General features: G+C 37.5%; 24 protein-coding genes and 5 tRNA genes. 13 read left to right on the plus strand and 16 right to left on the minus strand.

The window, feature by feature from the left end:
• Window positions 1–64: 64 nt before the first annotated feature.
• From RIB54_RS08665 to RIB54_RS08680, 4 genes are all read right to left on the minus strand, one after another.
• Entirely contained in the window at window positions 65–1,282 is a 1,218-nt protein-coding gene (locus tag RIB54_RS08665; protein WP_350100526.1) for an IS256 family transposase, read from the minus strand.
• A gap of 41 nt (window positions 1,283–1,323) precedes the next feature.
• Window positions 1,324–2,253: a restriction endonuclease gene (locus RIB54_RS08670; RefSeq protein WP_350100527.1), complete on the minus strand. Its 930-nt coding sequence runs from the start codon at window positions 2,251–2,253 to the stop codon at window positions 1,324–1,326.
• Between the two features lie 157 nt (window positions 2,254–2,410).
• Window positions 2,411–3,118 carry a hypothetical protein gene (locus RIB54_RS08675; RefSeq protein WP_350100528.1) on the minus strand — a complete coding sequence of 236 codons (708 nt, stop codon included), beginning with the start codon at window positions 3,116–3,118 and terminating at the stop codon, window positions 2,411–2,413.
• 25 nt (window positions 3,119–3,143) lie between these two features.
• Window positions 3,144–3,656: a hypothetical protein gene (locus tag RIB54_RS08680; protein ID WP_350100529.1), complete on the minus strand. Its 513-nt coding sequence runs from the start codon at window positions 3,654–3,656 to the stop codon at window positions 3,144–3,146.
• Window positions 3,657–3,878: 222 nt separating this feature from the next.
• Between RIB54_RS08680 and RIB54_RS08685 the strand changes: the two genes are divergently transcribed.
• The 7 genes from RIB54_RS08685 to RIB54_RS08715 all read left to right on the plus strand — a co-directional run bounded on the left by RIB54_RS08685 (window position 3,879) and on the right by RIB54_RS08715 (window position 10,686).
• Complete coding sequence (locus tag RIB54_RS08685; protein WP_350100531.1) at window positions 3,879–5,477, plus strand: tetratricopeptide repeat protein; 1,599 nt, start codon at window positions 3,879–3,881, stop codon at window positions 5,475–5,477.
• 108 nt (window positions 5,478–5,585) lie between these two features.
• Window positions 5,586–6,683: a metallophosphoesterase gene (locus tag RIB54_RS08690; protein ID WP_350100532.1), complete on the plus strand. Its 1,098-nt coding sequence runs from the start codon at window positions 5,586–5,588 to the stop codon at window positions 6,681–6,683.
• A 441-nt stretch (window positions 6,684–7,124) separates the two neighbouring features.
• Window positions 7,125–8,099, plus strand: a complete 975-nt coding sequence (locus tag RIB54_RS08695; RefSeq protein ID WP_350100533.1) for a fatty acid desaturase family protein — start codon at window positions 7,125–7,127, stop codon at window positions 8,097–8,099.
• An 18-nt stretch (window positions 8,100–8,117) separates the two neighbouring features.
• Window positions 8,118–8,312: a cold-shock protein gene (locus tag RIB54_RS08700; protein ID WP_350100534.1), complete on the plus strand. Its 195-nt coding sequence runs from the start codon at window positions 8,118–8,120 to the stop codon at window positions 8,310–8,312.
• A 33-nt stretch (window positions 8,313–8,345) separates the two neighbouring features.
• Entirely contained in the window at window positions 8,346–8,540 is a 195-nt protein-coding gene (locus RIB54_RS08705) for a cold-shock protein (RefSeq protein ID WP_350065417.1), read from the plus strand.
• Window positions 8,541–8,751: 211 nt separating this feature from the next.
• A complete protein-coding gene (locus RIB54_RS08710; RefSeq protein ID WP_350100535.1) occupies window positions 8,752–8,985 on the plus strand; it encodes a DUF1456 family protein in 234 nt (77 codons plus the stop codon).
• Window positions 8,986–9,261: 276 nt separating this feature from the next.
• Window positions 9,262–10,686 carry an MATE family efflux transporter gene (locus RIB54_RS08715; RefSeq protein ID WP_350100536.1) on the plus strand — a complete coding sequence of 475 codons (1,425 nt, stop codon included), beginning with the start codon at window positions 9,262–9,264 and terminating at the stop codon, window positions 10,684–10,686.
• Window positions 10,687–10,838: 152 nt separating this feature from the next.
• Here RIB54_RS08715 and RIB54_RS08720 read toward each other — a convergent pair whose 3' ends face one another.
• A complete protein-coding gene (locus tag RIB54_RS08720) occupies window positions 10,839–11,051 on the minus strand; it encodes a hypothetical protein (protein WP_350065412.1) in 213 nt (70 codons plus the stop codon).
• 86 nt (window positions 11,052–11,137) lie between these two features.
• Here RIB54_RS08720 and RIB54_RS08725 point away from each other — a divergent pair, with 86 nt between their 5' ends.
• On the plus strand, window positions 11,138–12,166 hold the full coding sequence (locus tag RIB54_RS08725; protein WP_350065410.1) for a nucleoid-associated protein: 1,029 nt from the start codon (window positions 11,138–11,140) through the stop codon (window positions 12,164–12,166).
• 15 nt (window positions 12,167–12,181) lie between these two features.
• The gene (locus RIB54_RS08730; RefSeq protein ID WP_350065409.1) at window positions 12,182–12,403 is read left to right on the plus strand and encodes an RNA-binding S4 domain-containing protein; all 222 of its coding nucleotides are present in this window, start codon (window positions 12,182–12,184) and stop codon (window positions 12,401–12,403) included.
• Here RIB54_RS08730 and RIB54_RS08735 read toward each other — a convergent pair.
• The gene (locus tag RIB54_RS08735; RefSeq protein WP_350100537.1) at window positions 12,400–13,641 is read right to left on the minus strand and encodes a sensor histidine kinase; all 1,242 of its coding nucleotides are present in this window, start codon (window positions 13,639–13,641) and stop codon (window positions 12,400–12,402) included. The genes RIB54_RS08730 and RIB54_RS08735 overlap by 4 nt on opposite strands.
• A 208-nt stretch (window positions 13,642–13,849) precedes the next feature.
• On the opposite strand from RIB54_RS08735, the gene RIB54_RS08740 reads away from it, so the two are divergent.
• The 3 genes from RIB54_RS08740 (at window position 13,850) to RIB54_RS08750 (ending at window position 17,252) form a co-directional block, all read left to right on the plus strand.
• Complete coding sequence (locus tag RIB54_RS08740) at window positions 13,850–14,794, plus strand: hypothetical protein (protein WP_350065407.1); 945 nt, start codon at window positions 13,850–13,852, stop codon at window positions 14,792–14,794.
• Window positions 14,795–14,877: 83 nt separating this feature from the next.
• Window positions 14,878–16,761 carry a DUF885 domain-containing protein gene (locus RIB54_RS08745; RefSeq protein WP_350100539.1) on the plus strand — a complete coding sequence of 628 codons (1,884 nt, stop codon included), beginning with the start codon at window positions 14,878–14,880 and terminating at the stop codon, window positions 16,759–16,761.
• 182 nt (window positions 16,762–16,943) lie between these two features.
• A complete protein-coding gene (locus tag RIB54_RS08750; protein WP_350065405.1) occupies window positions 16,944–17,252 on the plus strand; it encodes a DUF3817 domain-containing protein in 309 nt (102 codons plus the stop codon).
• A gap of 45 nt (window positions 17,253–17,297) precedes the next feature.
• Here RIB54_RS08750 and RIB54_RS08755 read toward each other — a convergent pair whose 3' ends face one another.
• The 9 genes from RIB54_RS08755 to RIB54_RS08795 all read right to left on the minus strand — a co-directional run bounded on the left by RIB54_RS08755 (window position 17,298) and on the right by RIB54_RS08795 (window position 23,087).
• Entirely contained in the window at window positions 17,298–18,713 is a 1,416-nt protein-coding gene (locus RIB54_RS08755) for an RtcB family protein (protein ID WP_350100541.1), read from the minus strand.
• On the minus strand, window positions 18,713–19,210 hold the full coding sequence (locus RIB54_RS08760) for a tetratricopeptide repeat protein (RefSeq protein WP_350100542.1): 498 nt from the start codon (window positions 19,208–19,210) through the stop codon (window positions 18,713–18,715). The genes RIB54_RS08755 and RIB54_RS08760 overlap by 1 nt, the downstream gene beginning before the upstream one ends.
• A 103-nt stretch (window positions 19,211–19,313) precedes the next feature.
• Complete coding sequence (locus tag RIB54_RS08765) at window positions 19,314–20,414, minus strand: slipin family protein (protein ID WP_350100543.1); 1,101 nt, start codon at window positions 20,412–20,414, stop codon at window positions 19,314–19,316.
• Window positions 20,415–20,827: 413 nt separating this feature from the next.
• A tRNA-OTHER gene (locus tag RIB54_RS08770) sits at window positions 20,828–20,900 on the minus strand.
• 221 nt (window positions 20,901–21,121) lie between these two features.
• Window positions 21,122–21,192, minus strand: a tRNA-OTHER gene (locus RIB54_RS08775).
• Window positions 21,193–21,357: 165 nt separating this feature from the next.
• A tRNA-Asp gene (locus RIB54_RS08780) sits at window positions 21,358–21,429 on the minus strand.
• Window positions 21,430–21,436: 7 nt separating this feature from the next.
• Window positions 21,437–21,507 (minus strand) — tRNA-Gln (locus RIB54_RS08785).
• A gap of 3 nt (window positions 21,508–21,510) precedes the next feature.
• Window positions 21,511–21,592: transfer RNA gene (locus tag RIB54_RS08790), tRNA-Tyr, on the minus strand.
• Window positions 21,593–22,163: 571 nt separating this feature from the next.
• Window positions 22,164–23,087, minus strand: a complete 924-nt coding sequence (locus RIB54_RS08795; RefSeq protein WP_350100544.1) for an SRPBCC family protein — start codon at window positions 23,085–23,087, stop codon at window positions 22,164–22,166.
• Window positions 23,088–23,290: 203 nt separating this feature from the next.
• Here RIB54_RS08795 and RIB54_RS08800 point away from each other — a divergent pair, with 203 nt between their 5' ends.
• On the plus strand, window positions 23,291–24,091 hold the full coding sequence (locus tag RIB54_RS08800; protein ID WP_350100545.1) for an SOS response-associated peptidase: 801 nt from the start codon (window positions 23,291–23,293) through the stop codon (window positions 24,089–24,091).
• 28 nt (window positions 24,092–24,119) lie between these two features.
• Here the strand turns inward: RIB54_RS08800 and RIB54_RS08805 are convergent, their stop codons facing one another.
• Complete coding sequence (locus RIB54_RS08805; RefSeq protein WP_350100546.1) at window positions 24,120–24,833, minus strand: SDR family oxidoreductase; 714 nt, start codon at window positions 24,831–24,833, stop codon at window positions 24,120–24,122.
• Between the last annotated feature and the right edge of the window lie 170 nt (window positions 24,834–25,003).

Consider the following 25,003-nt stretch of genomic DNA (forward strand, 5'->3'; position numbering starts at 1 on the left):
GGTAGTGTAATCTAAACTCTGTCTGGTGATGTCCTAGCTCAATGATCAGCGCCCCACCAAAGGGCTAGCTGATCAAATCGAGCGGCAATCGTTCTCCAAATTTAATGGCTAATTGTTGTACTGTCAAACCCCAGTTGTGTAGTGGTGCTGTCCATTTCTTTTCTATGTTTTTTGTGGCCAGGTAAACAAGTTTTAGCAATGCCATGTCTGAGGTAAAGGCACCTTTGGTTTTAGTGACTTTGCGGACTTGACGATGATAGCCTTCTACTGCATTGGTGGTATAAATCAACTTTCTAATTGGTGCAGTGTACTGGAAATAGGTGGTTAGTTTGCCCCAATTGTTCTGCCAGGATTGGATAACAATGGGGTATTTACCTTCCCATTTACCTGCCAGGTTTTCCAGTTCCATTTCAGCCAATTCTTTGGTATCAGCCCTGTAAACTTCCTTAAGGTCTCTCATGAACTCTTTTTGATCCTTACTGGCCACATACTTGAGAGAATTGCGGATTTGATGTACTATACAACTCTGTACTTCGACTTTGGTGTAAATACTCTGTATCGCTTCACTAAAGCCTTTAAGGTTATCTGTACAGGCTATCAGGATGTCTTTCAATCCACGGTTATGGAGATCAGAGAGCACCTGAAGCCAGAAGTTAGCTCCTTCGCTTTCGGAAATGTACATGCCCAAAACCTCTTTTCTTCCTGTAGCAGTGATACCTAAGATATTGTATAATGCTTTGTGTTCGACCCTTCCTTCACAGCGGACTTTGTAGTGCATGGCATCTAGCCATACAATGCAATAAACAGGTTCTAACGGCCTATTCTGCCATGCCTTGACCTCTGGGATAATACGATCCGTTATCTGGCTCAATACAGTATGTGAAATGTCAGTATCATACATTTCTTTGATGTGCGAGCTGATATCCCGTAAACTCATCCCTAAACCATAAAGTCCTATGATTTTATCTTCTAAGTTGTCTGCAAGGATCGTCTCCCGTTTCTTAATTATCTGCGGTTCGAAGCTGCTATGACGGTCTTGAGGTGTCTCAATCTCAAAGGTTCCTGTGGAGCTTTTGATCGTTTTGCTTCCCTTGCCATTGCGTTTGTTGCCTTGTAATCGCTCTTCTGGGTCTAAATGCCCTTCCATCTCTGATTCAAGGGCGGCTTCCAAAAATTGTTTCAACATCGGGGCAAAAGCACCATCCTTACCGAATAGGGATTTGCCTGACTTGAACTGAGCAAGTGCTTTGCTCTGTAATTGGTCAATCTCTTCTTGTGTCATTGTCTATCTAAGTTAATTGTTAAAATCTTCTTAGACAGAGTTTAATTTACAGTCTCAATAACTCTATTAAGGCCTTTTTTTTCATTTAGAGGCTTAACTTCAGTTTGCGTAATTGTCTGCCAAACTCCATCACTATTTAACATCTCATACTTTGTATACCTTCCTTTTTTCTCAATGTCAAATCTAGCAACCAACCGAATATCATAAACATAAATACTACCCAATAAATAAATTTTGAATGAATTGGTTCTATAATTTTTATTGTATGTTAAATAAATTGGGCTCCCACTTGAGTTATCAGTAAGGTCAATCTCTTGATGATATCCATTAAGATCTATAGTTCCTACACATCCATTATTCTCACCATAATATTCTCGACACTTTTGGAGTAGTTCATTTCTATACTCATCATTCTTAAGTAAAATTTCATGTAAATTAACTTTTTCTCCATCATCCGTTTCTAACAATGTATTTAAAGGAATAATAACCTCTTGATTATTCTCAGCAACTAAAGATATTTTACACTTTACTTCGTTTAAAAATTTAGGTAGAAATTTAAAACTTATCTGATTTTCATAAATTTTTATAATGTCATCATTTGATTTCAACAATTCAACTCTCTCATATGTCTTAGCTTTATTGATAGCTCCCTCATTGAAATTATTAGCAATAAAGTAACCCTTGGTAGCCTTAATAGCATCAACTGTAGACGCAAAGTCGCTTATTTTTTCACGCTTTACTTTTAGATCTTTCCAATTCTTACACTCGAAAATAATTACACTCTCATAATCCGTATTTGGATATAATGTAATTACTAAATCAGGTCTATATTCAACATCATCAACCACAAATATCTTATTTCTTTCAATTGATATTTCCGGTCTTTCTGCACCTATATATTTACCTAATATTGTCTTCTCGAGCCTCTCAATAGCATTTTCAAGTTGATCTCCTTTTTCCTTAGTGTTCATAATTGAGAATTTTAATAATCCATTTAAGCGTAAGTAATCAGATAGTTTTTTTGACAACTTTAGAGGAAGAGATGAGTTGAACAATTAGGAATAGTTGGCTTGGTTTATTCTATTCTGAATAATAAATTTTATTATAAGTTAAAGTCATTTCTGCCTCTTACTCGGGCAAACTTACTATTTGTTTGATTTCATCTAGCTTATCACTTAAATCTAGTATTTTAGATTTTGAGGTACTAATCGTATCATAGGCGTTAATTTCTGGTCTATTAATAATCATTGTGGATACAAATCTATATTCATAATCATTAAAGAAATGTTTAGGTTTACTAAAATAACTTAGCCACATAGCATCAGTTTCATTGGGTGCCTTTTTTACTATTCTTATAGTCTTACTGTTATAATTCACCTTACCCACCATAGATTTAGGCATGCACTCACCTCCTTTTCTTAGTATACGATAAGAGTCACGATCAAGGTCTCTTACTTGATCAAATTGATCATTCAATAGAGAATTAAGTATATTGAAAAATCTTATTGGTTGGTTAATAAAATAATAATCATTATAGTCATCATTAAAACTATCTGGAGTAAGTTTGCGCATTGTTGTGCAAAAAATGAAGGCATTCGGAAAAGTATGATTCAAAATATGCACATTTCTGAATTCGGAATTACCTCGTTGCATATATTCAATATTAAAACTTGCCCTACCTTCCTTTTCATCTCTAAGTTTTTGTGCCTCAATATTTCTATAATCTTCAAATGAGCCTAATCTAAGCGTGGTACAATTTCTAGCGATATTATGATCTTCCTTACAATATTTTATAACTCTTTTAATATCACCAGGAAAGTTTGGGGTACCAGCCATTTGTTATAGTTAGTTAGAATTAAGGCTATTGCAGTTCAAATAAAAACTGAGATTTAATGGCAGTTAGCAAGCCAATATCATACTTCTCTAAAAATGACTCATATAGCCCGATATACTCTGCACTTGATATTGGAAAAAGGCTTAAATATTCTGGTCTTGATGGTTTACCATTAATACCTAATAAAACATAGACTGGCCTATCTATTTCGTACCCTTTATACCTTTGTAATTGGTTAAGGTCCTTACACCATTGAAGTTTTTCTTGCCCTTCAAACCATGATCTCCATTTACATTCAACAAAGAATTCTTGTTTGGTTTTATTACATCTGAACCAATAGTCTGGCCATAGACTTGATTCAATAAAATCTTCCTTATTAGAAGCGTAATTATGAGACTTATGCACTATTGTATAATCTGGTTTTGGAAAAATGTATTTCCGAGTATATTCTTCAAAACCATCACCTTTATCAAATGATTCTGGAGTAAATGCAGCATCAGAAGCAGCTTTTATTACTCTGGAAAGTTTATTTAATGACATAGTTGTAAACTACAAAAAAACCTTCGTTTTACCATGTTAAAACCCTAATTTAACGAATGAGTTCAAGAGGTAAAACAATCCATTTAAAGGTTAAGAAGCTGAAGTCTCCAACTATCTCTAACTCATAAACCCAATCTCACGCCAACGGTAAAAGGATAAGCTACTCTCCCATAAATAATTATTATAGTTGCATTATTGTCAACTAAGTTTTTAAACTTGTAAATGCGAGGGGCCTTACTTCTTATCTTTTTATCAATCTGGCAAGCTTTACCTGCTCAAGAAAATACTGACAGTTTAAGGAGTGTTTGGGAAAACACTGACCTTTCAGATAGTCTGCGCCTAAAGGCCATTAATAAGCTGGCATGGGAAGGCTATATATTTTCTGATCCAGACAGTGCCTATTACTATGCACAGCTGCACTATGATTTCGCCAAAGAGCGGGGATTTAAGAAGGAAATGGCAATAGCCTTAAATACCCAAGGTACTTCGTTTTATATGATCGAGAACTACGCAAAAGCTTCTGCATACTTCTATCAAAGTTTAAAGATAAAAGAGGAGATCAATGACACTTTGGGCATAGCCACAAGCCTACTTAATATTGGGATGATCAAAGATGATCAGGGCTTGATTGATGAAGCCATTGAGCATTACACCAAGTCAATGGAACTTGCCCTAAAGATGCAGGAGACCAGTAATGACACAGAAATTGAAAAAAAGTTGGTGGCCGCTTATAATAACCTCGGCACCATATACACAGATATCGAGCCTGAATTAGCGCTAGACTATTTTATTAAAACGATTAATATTACAGCAAAGCTAGGCATGACCAGAGAGCTGGCCTATGCTTTCAATAATATAGCGAATATCTATTCTGAGCGTAATGAAAAAGAGAAGGCATTAAAGTATTATGAAGAAGCCTTAGCTACTCTGATAAAGATCGGTGATGAAGGTGGAACGATTGATGGACTTAATAATATTGGCATCCACTACTTTGAGGAAGGGAGTTATAAAAAGGCCATTAATTACGCACACCAAGCCCTGGATAAATCAAAAAAGAATGAAAATAAGGATGGTGCCAGCACGGCTGCTGAAATTTTGTACGAATGCCATAAGGCAATGGGAGATTATCAAAAGGCACTACAATTTCATGAACTACATATTCAATCAAGAGATAGTCTTGAAATAGAATTAAACAAGAGGGAGATAACAAGACAAGGCCTCCAATACAGGTATGAAAAACAAGCTGCAGCAGATAGTATTGCTTTTGCCGCCCAACAAGAAATACAAGATATAAAAATAGCTGAGCAAGCGGAACAACTCAAATCAGAACAAACCCAACGTTTCCTGCTATACGGAGTGTTGGCGCTGATAGTTATTTTATCAATAGTTATTTATCGAGGAAATAAAGATAAAATAGAAGCTGCCAAGATCATTGCCAAGCAAAAAGAGGAAGTCGAAGCCCAAAGAGATAAGATACTTGACCAGCACAAGCTGCTGGAAGAGAAGAATCGCGAAATCATAGACTTCAATAATAATCTTGAAACACTTGTAGCAGAACGAACTAAAGAGCTCGAAGAGTCCCTCAATCAGATCCGCAGTTACCAACATGATCTGGCCCATAATATAAGAGCTCCATACGTTTCACTTATGGGCTTGCTAAATTTGATCCAGGATGAACGTTTTGATTCCAATGAAAATGAAAAAGTACTCGCACAACTGCGCATTACTGGCGATAAGATTGGAGTTGTATTAAAGGATATTTCGAAAGAATTGGCCAAATCTGAGGGTAATAACAATGAACAAAAAAGCCGTGAGTTATGAGGTACAAGCTTCGAGATATGAGAAGCAAACACAGTCTTGGTAACCTACGTCTGATTAGATATTACAATACTTATTAACAACTTTAAAGAATTCTAAACACAAAACAACATGCTTTCAATCTCATTAATAATCTTCAACCTTTTCACCTTTTCGTTGGCCAACGGTGATGAAATTCAAAACACCAATGACGGTCCCTATCTATTTAAAACCGAAGAAGGCATTGTAGGCAAATGGGTTGAAGACAGCACATTATTTCAGGAGATAATAACAGCTGATAATTACCCAAAACTACAGTCCAAATTCAACTTTAAATTCGGTTTCGATGCGTTAACACAAGACTTCTCCTCCCAAATTGACTACGTTCAGGAATATGAGGGTATTGACAGCCTGGTAGCCTTTAGCGATATCCATGGGCAATACGACTTGTACATTCAGCTGCTCAAGGCCAATGGCATTATCGATAATGATATGAACTGGAGTTATGGTACTGGTCATATGGTGATTGTAGGTGATATATTTGACCGTGGCGATAAGGTTACGGAAGTGCTATGGCATGTATTTGGGTTGCAAAAGCAAGCGGAAAAGGCTGGTGGCAAGGTTCATTTAGTACTGGGCAACCATGAGGTAATGGTACTTAATAACGACCTGAGGTATATCCATGACAAGTATAAAACCACTGAAACCTTAACCAGCACCACATATGACCAATTGTATGCTGATAACACAGTACTCGGGCAGTGGTTAAGGTCTAAGCCAGTAGCTATTAAAATCAATGACATGATATTCGCCCATGGTGGGCTGTCCCCTACGCTGGTGAATAACGATGTGTCCATTGAGAAAATTAACAAAACCTTTGCTGATCAAATCCTTGGTCAGAATAGAGCATCAATACTTAGAGATGAATTTCTGGAGCTGCTTTATAGAAGCAATGGCCCTATCTGGTACAGAGGCTATTTTTATGATGATAAGTTCACAGAACAGTCTATAGACTCGGTATTAAACTACTATGATGCCAACCATGCCATTGTTGGGCACTGTTCTTATGATAGTGTTATTACAAGATTTAACAACAAGATTCTTGGTGTGGATACGAGCATCAAAAGAGGGGAAAATGGAGAGGTTTTAAAGTGGAACTCAGGTGGCTACTTTAAAGGCACCCTATCCGGTGAGGTTAAGGCGTTGCCAAAAGCTACAGCATTTCCGTAAAGGGTGGCAATAACAGTTAAGTTATGCGTGTGTTGTTCTACTAATTTTGTTTTCAGGCTACACAAGCTCTGGCTTAAATAAACATTATAAGTTTTTTATGGCCGTTTAATTGAGTACCTTTACAATATCCTTATAAGTTAGGATGCAATAATTTAGTGAATGCATTGCGTTTGCAATGAGAGTATCCGTTTAAGTAGTATTTCCTCAAAGAATTTCTTCCCAACGTTTCCGGCAATTAGCTTCGAAAACTTATTTCCGCATCAGTTCCCTCCTTTATTGAAATAAGTTTTACATAATTCTATTTTTATTAAAAAATTAACATTTCCCAAATCAGTAGACTCTGATTTTTCTTCTACACTCAAGTTTCGTGTTTCAGAATATTTCAAAAGCAACAAAATAAGTAGGTACGGCAATAATAAAATGGTTTTTAAAACCATCTTCATGTTAATGCTATTTTTTACTCCTCTGGCAATTATCATTTTCGCATCTATTTCCAGTACTCCTCTATTGTTTGGTCTGTTTGTCCTTAGTGGACTTGGTATGGCAGGCATTGGTATGGGAATAATGCACGATGCAATCCATGGTTCCTACTCTAAAAGCCCATTTATTAATAAAATAATGGGTTATACGATTAACCTTATTGGAGCAAACAATGAAGTATGGAGGTTACAACATAACGTGCTTCACCATAGCTTCACCAATATTCAGGAGCATGATGACGATATCAACGCCCCGTTTTTTCTGCGTTTTTCTCCTCATGCTAAGCAAAACGGACTTCATAAATTTCAACATCTATATGCTTGGTTTTTTTATGGGTTAACTACCCTTTCCTGGGTCACGAGCAAGGATTTTGTAAGGCTTACAAGGTACTATAAGATGGGTTTGATTAAAGAAAAAAAGACTTACAGGTTAGGCTTGGTTAAAATAGCAGCATGGAAACTACTCTATTATTCTTATGCCCTGGTATTGCCCTTGGTAATGTCAGGTTTTACACCAGGAATAGTCATTCTTGCATTTTTAGCGATGCACTTCGTAACAGGGTTGATTATATCATTGGTTTTTCAATCTGCTCACGTTGTAGAGGATGCTGCCTTTCCATTACCCAATGAACATGGTAGCATGGAGGATGAGCGTTTAATCCATCAATTAGCAACTACATGTAATTTTTCACCCAAGAGCAAGGTGTTATCCTGGCTTGTAGGTGGGCTTACCAATCAAATAGAACATCATTTATTTCCGCAAATCAGTCACGTGCACTATAAAAAAATAGCACCTATTGTGGAACAGACATCAAAGGAATTTGGACTTCCTTATCATAATAATGGCAATTTCTTATCAGCAATTATTAAACATTTTAAAATGCTTTATGTGCTTGGAAGAATGGAATTTCAGCCAATAAACGAAACAAATAAGTAAAACAATTAATTAATAACAATGCAAGAAGGAACAGTAAAGTTTTTCAACACAGAAAAGGGATTCGGATTTATTACCCCTAATGATTCAAGTGCAGACATTTTCGTGCACCATAGTGGTCTGATCCATGAAATAATGGAGAATGACAAAGTATCTTTTAATACAGAACAAGGCAAAAAAGGCCTTAATGCGACCAATGTAGAGCGCATAGACTAAGTCTAATTTAATAACAGTACAAAATATAATATAATGAAAGAAGGAACAGTTAAGTTTTTCAATACAGAAAAAGGGTATGGATTTATAACCCCTAGTGATTCAAGTGCTGATATTTTCGTCCACAATAGTGGTTTGATTGATGATATCAGAGAAAACGATAAAGTATCTTACGAAACCGAACAAGGTCAAAAAGGACTTAATGCGGTTAAGGTATCAGTAATACACTAAGTCAACTCGATTTATAAAGAGATAAGAAGTGATCATTATATGATCACTTTTTTTGTTTAAGGGCATTCCCTATTTCTGCATAGAAAAAAAGGCCTTTCATTAATAGCATTAAGAACAAGAAAACACCATTTTCTTCTAGAAATCCCTATTTACATCTAAACAGTGTTAATTTAGCATCAATTAAATTCATCTACTCACCAATAGAAAATCAATGCTATCCAACAATGACATACTCAAAAAATTAAGAGTAGCCCATAAGCTTCGTGATGATGATATTATTGCCATTCTAAAACTGGTAGATTTTGAGATAACAAAAGGAGCATTAGGTGATATGTTTAGAAGTGAGGACCATGCTAATTATCAAGAAGCAGGAGATCAGATATTACGCAACTTCTTAAATGGATTGATTATTCATCTGCGTGGCCCAAGGCCTGATAAGCGGTAGGAGGATAGCCAAAGTACTGAAATGGGACTTTAAAGGCTACTTCACAGGCCCTCTATCTGGTGAGTTTATAGCATTGCCATAAACGGTGCTTCACGAATGCCCATTATCTGCAAATCAATAAAGCCAAAATCGAGCGTCCCAACTGCAAATCCACTGAATTAGTTAATGATATTGAGAAGAAACCATGGCAATATCGCATATCCATTGTCGCAAATCACCCCTACCTGAGCCGTTTATACACCGTATTTAAATTAAAAAAATCGCCACCTTTGAGATATGGAAACTCAAAATGAAGCTTTCAACGCTGCTCCTCCAAAACGATCACTTTGGAAGGCACTCAATGATGCCATCCGCGGCACGGATGCAGACTACACGCAGATTGATTTAAAAAAGGCTATTTTTCTTTTAGCCGTGCCAATGATTCTGGAGCTGGTCATGGAGTCTACATTTGCGGTGGTAGATATTTATTTTGTGGGGAAGCTGGGAGCATCAGCAGTGGCTACTGTAGGCCTTACTGAGACCTATCTTTTCCTATTGTATTCACTGGCCATGGGTTTGTCTATGGCTGTCACGGCTATCATTGCCCGCAGGATCGGAGAGAAAAATAAAGACGATGCCAGCAAGTCCGCTGTGCAGGCCATCTTTTTATCGATTTTGATTTCCTTACCTTTTGCTATTGCAGGCATTTTCTTTTCTCAAGAACTTCTGACACTAATGGGTGCTGATGAATGGAGCATCAATCAGGGCTATGGTTATACACAATGGATGCTTGGAGGTAATGGTATCATCATTCTTCTTTTTGTAATTAACGCAATATTTAGAGGAGCCGGTGATGCGGCTATTGCCATGCGTGTGCTTTGGATTGCCAATGGTATCAACATACTGCTAGACCCGCTATTGATCTTCGGCTGGGGACCCATCCCGGCAATGGGAATTGAAGGTGCGGCTATTGCCACTACTATAGGAAGAGGAATCGCAGTGGGTATTCAACTTTGGGCACTGGCTAAAGGCGGCAAGCACATTAAAGTACTATTATCTGACTTATATTGGAATGGCAAGGCCATGCTTAATATTGTCCACACTTCACTTGGTGGGGTTGGTCAAATGATCGTAGCCATGACCTCGTGGATATTTCTGATGCGAATACTGGCCAATGTAGGAAGTGAGGCAGTGGCAGGTGCTACCATTGCCATGCGGATCATGCTATTTACATTAATGCCCGCCTGGGGTTTGTCTAATGCCGCAGCCACATTAGTAGGGCAAAACCTAGGAGCAGGAAACCCTGAACGTGCCGAATCATCGGTCTGGAAGATAGGTTTTTATAATATGATTTTCCTGGTTGGAGTTTCGGTGGTGTATTTGATCTTCAATGAACAACTTATGCAAATCTTCACCTCAGACAAAGACGTTATATCCATTGGGGCAGAATGGCTGCAAATCCTCTCCTATTCCTATTTTGTTTATGGTTGGTGGATGGTCTCTGTTCAAGCTTTCAACGGATCGGGTGATACGGGCACACCTACTAAAATTAACCTGGTATTTTTCTGGCTGATTCAAATTCCACTGGCCTACCTGCTGGCCATAGAGCTAAATTGGGCGCACTCTGGTGTATTTTGGGCGGTATTCTTCTCCGAAACCTCAGTTGGATTGTTTACGCTCTGGATGTTCAAAAGAGGTAAATGGAAGACAATGGAGGTTTGATAGGCAAAATCTTGCAAATGGAATGCTAAGTATACAACTCTAAACCTTCACTGGTATTCTGTAACACCAATCTGTTAGAGTGTTTATTTAAACTTTTTTTCTAGGTTGTAGCTATCCTAATTTTAGTTCTTTTTTAATGAACAGTTACCAAATCAGTCACCAGGAAGTGTGATTTGGTCTGCATAGTGCTTGACAACGTACTCGAAAGGTCTGATTTTAACATCTGACGCCTCTTCCTTATTAGGTTCATACATCAGCTCCACAAACTGACCTTTTAGGACAAACAATAGCCTCTTTTGGGTAAAATACATACGCTTACCAACGTATGTGCCATTGTCCATTAAAAACTTAAGTTGCTTATCCACCGGAAAACAAACGTTTACATTTTAATAATGTTTACCACATTTTCATTTAATATATCAAATTTGCAGGTTAATACAGCATACTAAACATGATTATTTCCGACAGCAAGATAAATAGTATCATCACACACCATGTAGGTAATAAAATGAGAGATGAGGGTTACACACTCTCTGAAGAACTTAGTGATATAAGTGAAGCGTCTGAAGAGTATTATCTGAAATACTTCTTAGAAGTACTTAAAACAGACGAAAAGTACCGTTTTGCTCACCCTACAGACATTGAGTTAAATGAAATACTTAACATCACACGAAAGGTTTTTGATAATAGTGAAGCTTTTCTAGAAGCATCGCAAGACATTGCCAAATTGCTCTACTCCCATTCTGAGCACCCTAAAATCAATGAAGGTGCACTTAATGTGGTGTCATTCTCAGACATTGCCTATTCAGGCATGAAATGCAAAGCACTGGGTATCTTTAAGTCAGAAACTGATGTGCCGTTCCTTAAAATTGAGAAGAACTTCAAAAACTACTCTCTCACCCATGATTCTGGCTATGAGCTCAACGGCCTTGATAAAGGGGCCTTGATCATCAGAGTGAATTATGATGAGTATGAAGTGATAGTCTTTGACAAAAACAGCCTTAGAAGCGATTCTAAGTTCTGGATAGATGATTTCCTGCAATTGGAGCTTATCTCCAATGAATTTTACCAGACCACTGAGGTAATGAAAGTGACCAGGGAGTTTATCAAAAATACAGTTAGTGAGGAGTTTGAAATCAGTAAGCCAGACCAGATAGACCTGCTAAACCGCTCCATAGACTATCTTAAAAATACTGAAACCTATGACAAGAATGAGTTTCTGGACACTGTAATGCATGATGAAGGATTGAAGCAGTCATTTAGAACATTTACAGACAACCATATGATGGAGATGAATGTCCCTGAAAGCTTCCCTATTTCTGAAGTTGCTGTGAAGAAAATGTCACGGTCATTTAAAAGTGTACTGAAACTTGACAAAAACTTCCATGTTTATATTCATGGGGATAGAGATAAAATTGAAAAAGGTGTAGATGAGAATGGCAGGAAATACTACAAAATCTATTTTGAAAGAGAGGATTGAAACACTTTAATATCTATGGAAATATTCAAACTTAAAAAAGACGAGGATTATATTGAACTGAACAACCTCCTCAAAACCTTAAACTGGGTAGCAAGTGGTGGCGAGGCCAAAGCACTAATTCAGGAAGGAAATGTGATGGTTAATAACGAAATAGAGACAAGGGTAAGGAAAAAGATGCGAGTAGGCGATACTGTCAAACTTTATGAATATGAAGCCCAGGTAAAAGCACCCAATTAATCCTGTAGTACTTCAATAGGAATGGCTACTTCAAAAGTAGAACCCATAGTAGAAGATTCTATCAACTCAACCTTCACTCCTATTTCCATTGATAGTTTCTTAACAATGTATAAGCCCAAACTATGTGACGACTCATTTCCAGTAGGTTTAGCTGATAGTTTAACACCTTTTTCAAATAAAATATTTCTGTCCTTTTCTGAGAAACCAGGCCCCGAGTCAGTGATAAGTACTTTAACCTCGCTGACCGTTTGATATGTGCTTATTTTCACTTCTCCACCTTTTTGAGAAAATTTAATGGCATTGGTAATGAGGTTATCCAATATCCTTATTAACTGAAATCTATCTACTGACAATAAATGGTTATCTGATATGTTCAATGTCAGGTTAATAGCCTTATTATCTGCATTAACACGATAAGATTGAGTAATATCCTTTAGTATATGCCCTAAATCATACGTCTCACTTTTATTTTCTCCATACTTAGATGGACCAAGGATTGAATTAATAATACCACTAGAAGAGTCATTAGTCTTCTTTATCAGTTCAATTATTTCTAATTGTTCTTCTCTTAGATTTGACCTATCCAGCACTTCAAGTAACCCCAAAATTCTATTCGTTGGGGATTTTAAGTCGTGAGTGATAATATCAATCAATTCATTTTTCTCTTCATGCTTCTTTTGACACTTCAATCCTTTTTTTTGTATTGAAGTAAAGATTAAGAGGACAATTAATAAGAGTGAGAAAAATACTGCCAAGTTTAAGGCTCTGTAGGTTTGATCATATCTTGGTGGGTCGAATGCAAATCCATTTGCTGTCAGGTAAGAAATAGTAAGGACAAACCCTAATACAATAAAAGCCCAAAATATGGTATGTTGCTTTTTTGTAAAAAGGATATTTACCATTAGCAAAATTGCAAGCCAAAATATGTCATCAGAAAGTAAACCTCCATTAATAATTACAAAGGCAAAAACAAATATGTAAAACCCCGATATTACAGCATTTATATAATCTTCTAAAGACTTAAAATACCTAATCATGAAAATACTGATCAAGGAGTATATCGATGTGGCAAAAGTTAATACTGTTTCAATCAAAGTATATTGAAGTGCAATAAATACAATAGCTATTAGTAAGTGCAGTAAGGCGACACCTGCAATACCAATAATAATGTTTTTAGCATTACGATAAACATCTGCATCAGCATTATGATGCAATGAGACAACCGGGCAATTAGACATAAAATACCAAAAAATAGACCTGCAAACTTAACCAGAGATGATCTATACATAGTATGCATACATAACATATAGACTACCCATGTAAGAAAACATTACAGAAAAAGCATTATTGTTACAACTTTGATTTCAATCAACACTTAATTAGGAATCAACTTCTGCGCAACTATTGGAATATATTTTTAACTTATTAAAAAATTGACCTTAAAATATGAGCGCACTTTTTAAACCAGCTGCTATATTGTTTTACTTTCTGGTAACCATCAACGCCCTTTTATTGGGCATGTTCTATGCCGGAGCTATTGATGCCGGGGCTAATCAGGGTTTAGCAGGTGGAGCCATAGTGTTGGAGTATGGAATAATTTTTGGATTGGTTTCTTTATTTATTGCACCCTTCATTGCCTATAATATTAGCCGCAGAAATATCATTATCCTTAACAAAATTATGGTTCTGATATTAGTATTAGCCCTTGGGATAATTTCTTACCGCATATCAGACCGTGCCAATAACACTGCTTCTGAACATAGTCACCAATCAGTCATTTTATACTCCTCTGTCATTTCTAAGCCCGCTCTGCCTTTGTTACAACAAAATGCTTCTGACATGGGACTTGGCATGTTTTCTCCTTCGTTGTCTTTAGAGCAGCCCTTGTTTTTTTATGGCAATCCCAATTTAGCGAAATCAATTATTGAGCATACACCATATGACAGTATAACATTTACTCGAACAGAATACGGCCAATTTGATATTGCCACGGCACCACCCTGGCTACAGCCTCACCATCTTAAATTGGACTATGATGTTATGTACTTTAAAGTGATTGGCATAACGCAGGACTTTCTAGAGGTAATAGTGAACACAACTAACCAGCAGACCGCTTATGTGGACAGAAGAGCAGGACAATTGTTATATTGGCCCGACTTTTTTAACAGTATACACAGCGTTGAATTTATCAACGACCAAAAGGTTTTTGCCAGGCCTTTTGACTACGCAGGGACGGTCTCAACTGGTTTTAGTTTCATGCGACCCGTTAGGATAAAACAGGACTGGATGGAAGTAATATTGATAGACAATGCTTTTGAACCTGTGGGGAAAGGATGGATTAAATGGCATGATCATGAAAAGCTTTTAATCAGCTATAATCTTTTCAGTTAAAATTTAAAATGTGCCTGCCAACAGTATAATATAGCCTTACCTTTAAATAAATGCATCCAAATTAAACCTATAAAACAACCACTATGACATTTGAAAAAGCAAATAGGAAACGTATTTGGAAATTCTGGTTAGGACGATCAATCCTGGCTTTATTATTCATTGGTATTGTTTGGGTTGTTAACCTCATTTGGTTTAAACCCTTCAATGTCAGGCATTTTTACGATAAAATCTTCCTTGAGTTTGTCATTAACGACCCAGAAACAATTACACAGATTGGCATTCCCGTACTCTCAGACATGTACAAAGATGAGCTTACGGATGTATCTGACGACAAGAATCAAAAAGAATTTAAGAGGCTAAAAGAAAACTACGCCACCCTTTTGAGTTATGACTTTGACAGTCAGTCATCTGAAAATCAGCTTAATACAAAAATACTGAGCTGGTTTCTTGGCAAGCAGGTTGAGGGAGAACCTTATTTCTATTATGACTATCCGGTTAACCAAATGTTTGGTGTACAAAGCAACCTGCCAAGCATGATGGAGAGTTCCCATAAATTAAATGATGAGAGTGATGTAGAAGCATATATTGCCAGGCTATCTCAGTTTGATACCAAGTTTGATCAGGTAATAGATAACCTTAAGATTAGAGAAGAAAAGGGCATTATTCCTCCAAAGTTTGTAATCGATAAGGTGCTAAATGAAATGCGTGGTTTTACAGGACAGGCCGTAAGTGATGAAATTGAAATAGAAATCACCAACGATGATCCTATTGAGCGAAATATCCTCTTTTCAAATTTTGAAACAAAGATTGACAAAATAGAGGGTTTATCGGACAGTCAAAAGGAGGAATATAAAACTCAGGTTAGAGATGAAATAAGGACTACTGTGTTTAATGCTTATGGTAAACTTATCTCCTATTTTGAAGAATTAGATACCAAATCCAGTAATAAAGCCGGTGTTTGGAAATTCCCCAATGGTGATGCCTATTATCAATATCAATTAGAACAAAATACGACAACCAATTATACGCCAGAACAAGTTCACCAGATTGGCCTTTCAGAGGTAGCGCGCATCAAAAAAGAGATGTGGGATATTCTTAATAGCCAAGGTTATGGGGACACCACCAAAACCGTAGGCGAAATAATACAAGCATTAAACAAAGAAGATCGCTTTCTCTTTCAAAATAATGATGAAGGCCGAAAAGAGGTGATAGCCAGATATAATGAGATTTTAGATGACATTAGTAATAACCTGGATGAGGCTTTTGATGTAAGGCCCAAAGCACCTTTAGAAGTAAAAAGAATTCCCGAATTTAAAGAGGAAGGCTCCCCGGGAGCTTACTATGAACAACCACCAATGGACAAGTCGCGTGGAGGAATATTTTATGCCAACCTGAGAGATGTAACTGAAACTGTAAAATTTGGAATGAAGACACTGGCATATCACGAAGGCATACCGGGGCATCACTTTCAAATCGCCATTCAGGGTGAGCTGGAAAACGTGCCAATTTTCAGGACGTTTGGCTTATTCACCGCTTTTGTAGAGGGATGGGCGCTCTATTCAGAGCAACTTGCCTGGGAGTTAGGCTTCTATGAAAATGACCCGTTCGGAAATTTGGGAAGGTTGCAGGGTGAAATGTTCAGAGCGGTACGACTGGTGGTTGACACAGGTATTCACTATAAAAAATGGACACGGGAAGAGGCCATAGATTACATGGTGGCGAATACGGGGATGACCACGACAGAAGTAACTACTGAAATAGAGCGCTATATTGTTATGCCAGGTCAGGCGTGTGCTTACAAAATAGGGATGATGAAAATATTGGAATTACGTGAAAAAGCTAAAACTGAATTAGGAGACAAATTTGATCTGAAAGAATTTCATAACGTGGTGCTCAAAAATGGAGCCGTGCCTTTGGACATATTGGAAGAGCTGATTGATGAGTATATAGCCATATCTATTGGATAAAAAACATCCAGGTGAGAAAAAGAAAAGAAGTCTATTAAATTAGAGTTCATTGGACTCAATTCCGATCTTTGTAAGGAGAAAAGCACGAAGAGTACTCTTACTATTTCCGAACAGACAAATATCGAGGGGCAAAACGAAAACCCGTTTTTCTTAAAGCTTCAAATTAAAGTCATAAATAAAATATGGATAACGATCATAGAAGATTCAAACTATTGGCGCATGCCGAAGGTATCTCATTTTTACTGATCCTTTTTATCACTATGCCACTCAAATACGGACTCGAAATGGGAGTACCAAATAGAGTTGTTGGCATGCTTCATGGAGTTTTGTTCATCGGTTATATTCTTACCATTGTGTTTATGAAGTTTAAATACAAATGGAAAGCCGGCAAAACTACTTTCGCGCTATTATCTTCTGTCGTGCCATTTGGTACTTTTGTCTTTGTTAGAAAGTACCTTTCTGAACAGAGTCATGAAGAAGCTGGAAACTGAGAACATAACCTCTTAATTAAAAAAAAGCCCGCTGTTCGGGCTTTTTTAATCTACTTCCATAAATCGGTTATCACCGCACATTCGCACCACTTTAGGTATGAATTGTCCAAGAACATCTACTAGATCAGTCTGATACTCCATCACCTTATGTATATCCTTGTATACCATTGGCGCTTCATCAATACCGGATCCAATCAGATGGATACCGGCAGTTTTCAGATGCTTTTGCACCTCACGTTTGGATAAGGTTTGCTTAGCCTTTGTTCTTGACATCACCCTACCTGCTCCATGTGAAGCTGAATTTATAGCATCTGCATTCCCTTTACCTTTCACAATGAACCCCGGAGAAGTCATGGAACCTGGAATAATGCCCAGCACCCCATCAGCGGCCGGTGTAGCACCTTTTCTATGAACGATAATCTCATAGCCATCCGCATTTTGCTCTTTCCAGGCAAAATTGTGATGGTTTTCAACTCTCATAAGGTGCTGCTCACCAAAAGCCTGAGCAATTCGCTCATGGATTTGGTGATGACATGCCGAGGCATAGTCACCGGCCAGCGACATCGCCAACCAATACTCCTGACCATCTTCAGTATCCAGATCCAACCAAGCCAAATGCTTAGCCTGTGATGGCAAAATGCATTTATCCATCGCCAGTTTGGTATAGTGTCTGGCTACATTAGCCCCAAGGCCTCTGGATCCAGAGTGTGTTAGTAGTGAAAGATATTTTCCTTTCGGAATACCCAAGTCATCATTCAAAACTTCCACAACTCCGAACTCTACAAAGTGATTTCCACCTCCAGAGGTTCCTATTTGACTATATGCCCTATCTTTCAAGGATTTCAATATGTTAATCTCATCAAACTCCTTTCTACCAAGCACTTCATGGTCTTTCGGTCTTTTAAAAACCTCATTACCAAACTTGCTATGGTCTAAAAGCATCTTTAGCAATGAATCAACATGATTATGAACATAACCAGCTGACACATCAAAAATGGACAGGCACATTCTACAACCAATATCCACACCTACACCATAAGGTATTACGGCATTATTAGTAGCCAAAACGCCACCGATAGGCAATCCATAACCTTGATGCGCATCTGGCATCAACGCACCTGAATTGGTAATCGGGAGTTTCATGGCTATTTCCATTTGATTGATAGCTCCAGGCTCAATGCCTTCTAACCCGTAGACATTGTATTCCTTCCTATGTTTGTTCAATTCAATGGATTTGCCTGGCTCCTTCTTAATTATCAACCCTTTGGCAATTGGCCCTAATTGCTCGTGTTTTACGTAAAGTGCAGGAGAAGCTAATACTCTAGACAAAAGCTCAAGTTTAAACTTCTTGCTTTTGCCCTTATACTCCTCCTCCATCACATTCATCACTGTGGCAATTATTCTACCCTCCGGATAACCAATGGCGCGCAATTCCTTTCCTGTTAGTTTTATCGTTGCCATTAGAATAATCTTTTTAATCTTTTGTATTTACATCTTTTAATACTTGACTTTATTTCATCCGCATCATAACTATCAATGGTCTCATATATAGCCATTTTGTAGTATTTGATAGCTTTTGAAAACTCGCCAGAGGCTTCATGGGTTTTACCATAATTTTCATAAATGAAGCTTTTATTTACTCCATCCACTTTCAATGCTCCCTCCATCATCTCTCTTAAATCGGTATATCTTCTATTGTCAATATACATATTGGACAAGTGGATATAAGGTGCATCAAATTTAGGGTCAAACCTGATAGCAAATTTAAAGTGCAATTCGGCCTGCTTATGATTTACAATGTAATACTGGTACAACCATCCCAAGTGGTTATGCACTTTAGCATAACCAGGCTCATCATATAATGCGCCTTTTAATAGTCTCTCAGCCATATGATAATCCCTTACCTCAATAGCTCTGTCAGCTTCTTCGAGCACATGCTCGATATATTCGACATACATTTTCTTTTTAGTTTGTGAGGCAGGGCGAACCTATCCTCAAGTTAATTTTTCATTCATATTATTAAGTTAAAGGTGTGGCTACACAATTTGCATAGCCACTTCCTTATTTAGTTGGAGTAAAAATTCCTTTTAATTGATCGAGAATTTGACCGTTTCCAGCCAATGTAATCTCGCCAATCTTGTCCGCAATCTTTTCTACATACTCCATCTCCTTCAATTTGTAGAGCATCTCGTTTTCTTCCATCAACTTGGCTGTGTTCAGCAAGCTTCTGGTAGAGGCTGTTTCTTCCCTTCGGGTGATCACATTAGCCTCGGCTTTTTTCTGTGCAATCAATACCTGATTTAAGATATCTTTAACCTCTCCCGGCAAAATGATATCCTTTACACCGCAGCTATTAATCACCACACCCAATTCAGCTGCCTGAACTTTCAATGTATCAAATACATAAGTTGAAATTTCATCCCTCTTTACGAGCAACTCATCCAAAGTGAAGCCTCCGATATACTCTCTCAATGCCAATTGGATCAAAACATACAATTGTCTTTCGTAATCCTTATTATCAATAACAGCCTTTAGCACATCCACAACTTTGTACTGCGTACTAAAGTTGATTCTTAATGCGGCCTTATCTTTAGTAAGGATCTCCTGACCTGATACTTCAATCTGTAATTGTCTCAAGTCAACCTTGATAACACTTACAGTTTTGGCATTTTTCCAGAAGTAGTATTCTCCGGCATCCAAAACCCTATCCATTTTATTATCAATGAATAAGATACCTCTCTCAAAGGATTCTACTTTGCAAACCCTTACGTAAGGAACAAATTCCGCCAACTTGATGATATCGACATTTACCTTCTCAGTAATATCTACTTTAGTCAAGTCTGCTTTAACAAACGAATAGTCTTTCAGACCTTTCCAGAAAACATGTTTTCCAGGTTTCAATACGGACAAGAAGTTTCCACTATCGTACTGGATAGCGATTTCAGTGTCCTTTACTTCCACTATTTCAAGCATGGACTTCAAAGTCTCATCTTTCAATAGCAATTCTAATTCTACACCAGGTTGAAATGGCTTGGCCATGTTATAAATGTATACGGCATCGTAAATACCTAACCAGTATACACCTGCAGTAATCACTCGTTTGTAATTACCGTTTCTAAACACCAAACCAACATACCCCTCGTTAATTCTAACTCTCTTCATTTTTTAGTTAGGTTAAATTTTTAAACATTCATTTATAATCATTAGCCAATAATTCATTTGTAAGTTGAAAACAGTGAGATTGTTCCATTGAGCTGATCGGGAAATTCAATTGAGACAGGCTCTATGAATTTGGTTAAACACCGATGAACCCAGAGTTGAACTATCATGATGATAGATCAAGTCAGAATACATTCAATACTTAAGCAAAAACATTTTGCGAATCGGTATCCTTGACGTTTCAAGGATCATCATCAATTGCTCCAAAGCCACTCCAAAGAGTTACTTTGGGGAACAATCCAACTATTTTCTTAAGGTCTTTTTAAAGAAGTGACCTCAACTTCTTCCAATGAATTTTGAGTTCATCGATCTCACGTTAAAAGCGTGATGCTCTACCACTGAGCTATCTTGATCACTACATCAAGAGCGGGACTCGAACCCGCGACTCTCCGTAAGGAGCTGTTGTTCTTACCAATCTGAACTATCCGCCAGTTGGCGGAGAGGGAGTCGAACCCTCGACCTACAGCGTGGGGGAAACTACTCATGTAAATGCAGCATACTAAAACATATTTGTTAGCACTATGGAGCCATTTCAAACTCACATCAAGGCATTTACCCTATCGCTCATTCCCATGCTTTCCTCCTCAGTAGAGGAAAGTAACTTTTGTCCCAATAGTATCATCAGGACAGTATTTTCAAAGAACTAAATGTGGAAGTGAAAGGAATCGAACCTCTTACAATCCGCCAGCTGGCTGATACTCTACCAATGAGTTACACTTCCTCAAGAGGTTGATCATTTTCATGTTTATTATCACATTTCAAACTCTCAACCTCTGCTAAAACTCCAGAGCTTTTACAAACATCACAGGACAAACGGAATCCTGCTTGTGGCCTTTAACCACTCTCTGGTTTAAGGAGACACCCGTTTTGCCTCTCCCTTAGCTTGCGGTGTTGAGGGGGATCGAACCCCTGACCTGCTCATAGACAGTAAGCTATTCTACCACTGAACTACAACACCAATTTCGATACCAGGGATGGATTCGAACCATCACTACTTCGGCCAAAACGAAGTGTCCTACCGTTAGACAACCCGGTAATATGGGAATGGCAAGATTCGAACTTGCTCAGCCGAAGCACCAGATTTACAGTCTGGCCCAAATCTCCATCGTTGGCGCATTCCCTTGCATTAGGTAGGAGCATCGAACTCCTATTTCCACTGTGAAAGAGTGGTGTCCTGGCCACTTAGACGAACCTAACAGGCATAAAAAAACCCGGTCTTTTTAGGATCGGGTTTACTTATATTATTCAAATGAATAAATCATTCAAGTAAATTACCGATCCAATAAAATTGATATAGTTCTACCTGGCTTGTAGGAAAATCCACAAACCATCTGCGATCTATATTTTCAATATGACACTTTATCATCTTCATTTTCTCTTAGTTTTTAAGCAACAAAAAAGCCCAGACCTAAGGTCTGGGCTTTCAATATCTATTGTTATAAATATTAACTTATTCCAGACCACCAGACATAACATGCCTCTATTCCAAACTGATCGCTTGGTAGGCTTGAGCCGATATGTTGTTTATATAATTTCATTTGTTTTTCAAATGGGATGCAATGATTGCAAAAAATCAAAGACGAGTCAATACTTAGATTAACATTTTTTCAAAAATTAGTCTTATTTAAAATTAATTTAATTCTAAATAGAAAATTTGAAATCTTATATTCCATTGATTATCAACAACATTAATCACTTCACCGCAAAATTCACATCAGTAATCAAATCTTTAGGAGCTGTTTGTGTTGGGTCACTGACATATACCTCAAAAGGGTGAATCTTCTTGTTGTATTTAAACTCTTTATTTCTTTGCATGGAGTTTAATGTGCTCCATGCGTTGCCTAGGTGCTCATAAGAACCCACATGCCTTAACGTATAAACTGAAGCATCAGGGATTTCTCCCACTATAAAATTAGTAGGCAAGTTGCTGGGCACATCCTTCACTCCTACTCCAGAAGTATATTCTACCTTTTGCTTCACTATATCCCATTTATGATATTGACTGAATACAGGCCCACCGGCCAAGCTTGCATTATCTTTCATAAATTGATTGAGTTTATCAAAGTCTGAGCTCATCTGCGCACCAAGCTTACTCATATCTGTTGTGGTTTTAATTCCTATGAACTTTGTTCCTTTGAAGCTATCTCTTCCTTTAAATTCCAGTTTGGACTTTATCTCGCCATCCTCTACATACTCTTTTAGCATTTTGAGACCACGTTCAAAGTCCATTCCTATAAACCCTTCCATCATCCTTTTCATGAAGAACATAAAGAACGGCAGACTTGAATCCATTATCCATGAAACCTCTGTCTTGTCTCCCTTGTCATTCAATTCAAATCTAACTGAGGCATAAGACTTCCATGGAGTAAGAAAATTCAAATCAATTTCAACCCAGCGATTTTCCTTTTGATTGGTCACTTTCATGTTACCTGAACCAATACGATTGCCTTTCCACTCATAAAACTTGTTGTCCTCTGAAATGTCAACAACAACTTCAGGCTCCATGACCATCCATGGTGACCATGGTCTCCATTGTTTAAAATCACTGATCACTGAATAGACCTTTTCTACAGGTGCATTTATCATCACCTTTTTTTCTACATGAGTTTTAGGCATAATTTTAAGATTAGGTTTTACACTTATCAATCCAGATTGAACTCTACAGAAAGGTCTAAATAAAATTTTTAAAAACCAATACAAACCCTAGATCACCTATTAAGCCATTCATCATCGTCATTACTCTTACACCAGCGTTAAATGAACCTTTTTTAGTACTATCGCAAATTTGTTTAAAGCATTTTTCTTCATAATTTAATTACATGTGTTATGATGTCGCCACGCAACTCAGAAGTCAAATAAAAGATGCACGCCATCAAGGTGCTAGTGAAGATGAAATAAGTTTCTTAGAAAAGAAGTTATTACAATTAGAACAACATGGAGGTGCTGATGAAAAGTTTGAACACTACTTCACATCTGGTTTTAGTCACCATAAAATACCAGTAATTACTGCAGAAAAACCAGACGAACTACAATTGTTTAACTGGGGTCTAATACCATTTTGGGTAAAAGATAAAACAACAGCACTAAAACTATCAAACCAAACCCTCAATGCTAGGGGCGAAACTATTTTTGAAAAACCTTCATTCAGAGCAGCTGCTAAAAACAAAAGGTGCTTGGTAGTTTTGAGTGGATACTTTGAACATTATTGGGCAGATCCAAAGGGTAAAAGAAAAATCCCGTATTACATTGAGTTGAAAAATAAATTGCCAATGTACCTGTCTGGATTATGGGAAGAATGGGTAGATAAAGAAACTGGCGAGGTATTCAATACTGTTTCAATTGTAACAACAGAAGCTAACAAATCCTTAGCTAAAGTTCACAATCGCAATCCAAATGACCCACGCATGCTTAATGTAATACCTAATAAAATCAAGCATGATTGGCTAACCGAAATACAAACAGAATCAGATAAAGAATTCGTCATGTCACTGATTAAACCTTTTCCAGCTGAAGAATTGATAATATACCCAGTAGGACAATTAAGAGGTAAAAATGGGTTAGGCGATGTTCCAGAAGCACAGCAAAAAGCTGAATATCCAAATTTGGAATTACCATTTTGATCGCCCTACCCAATCCTAAAATTTGCTTTTATTTCGCAGATGGAGGCATAGTTGGCCTAACCTCGATCTTACTAGGTAAAGTGCGGGCATTCAGCTTAAGAAGTCCAACAACCATTTCTCCGATATCTTCAATTTGAATTTTCCAGGCGTCTTGCTCTGAAGGTGTATGATCATTGAAGTAAGTGGCTACAGATCCAGGCATAATGGTCGTGGCTCTAATACTATACTTTCTAATATCCAACATGGCAGCCTGGGTGAAGCCTGCTACTCCAAATTTGCTGGCATTATATGCTGAACCATTGGCAAAGAAGTTAGTACCTGCTAGGCTACCAATGGTTATAAAGTAACCTTTAGTGTCTTTAAGTCCATTTAATGAAGCCTTTATTGTATTAAATACTCCTGTTAGATTAGTGTCAATAGTGTCTTTCCATTGCTCTTCGGTAAGATCTTCTATTGATGCAAAATGGCCTATGCCTGCATTGGCCACAGAAACATCTATTCTCCCGAATTTTTCAATTGTTGATTTAATGGCTGCCTCCTGAGAAGAAAGGCTTCTCACATCTGCCTCCAATGGAAGTACATTCTCATTATTAGTTTTGGCTATCAACTCTTTAGCAGCTTTTTCGGCAGCAGCCAGACTTCTTGACGTGATGGCAACTTTGCCGCCTTCGCGTAATATTGATTCTGCAATGCCAAACCCTATTCCTTTACTTCCTCCGGTGATGTATGCTATTTTATCCATGTATAATTCTTTTGAATTTGATTTTTGATTTAAAATTTGAATTTAGTTAACACCTCCAAACCCTATGAAGTTTCATGGATTCAGGTTAATTCAATGTTTAACCAATAAATTTTTAGGAGTGCTAAACGGTCCGCTAAAACTTAAATTAACTCAATTAGAAATAAGGGTTT

Source organism: Fulvivirga sp. (assembly GCF_040218215.1).
Taxonomy (GTDB): Bacteria; Bacteroidota; Bacteroidia; order Cytophagales; family Cyclobacteriaceae; genus Fulvivirga.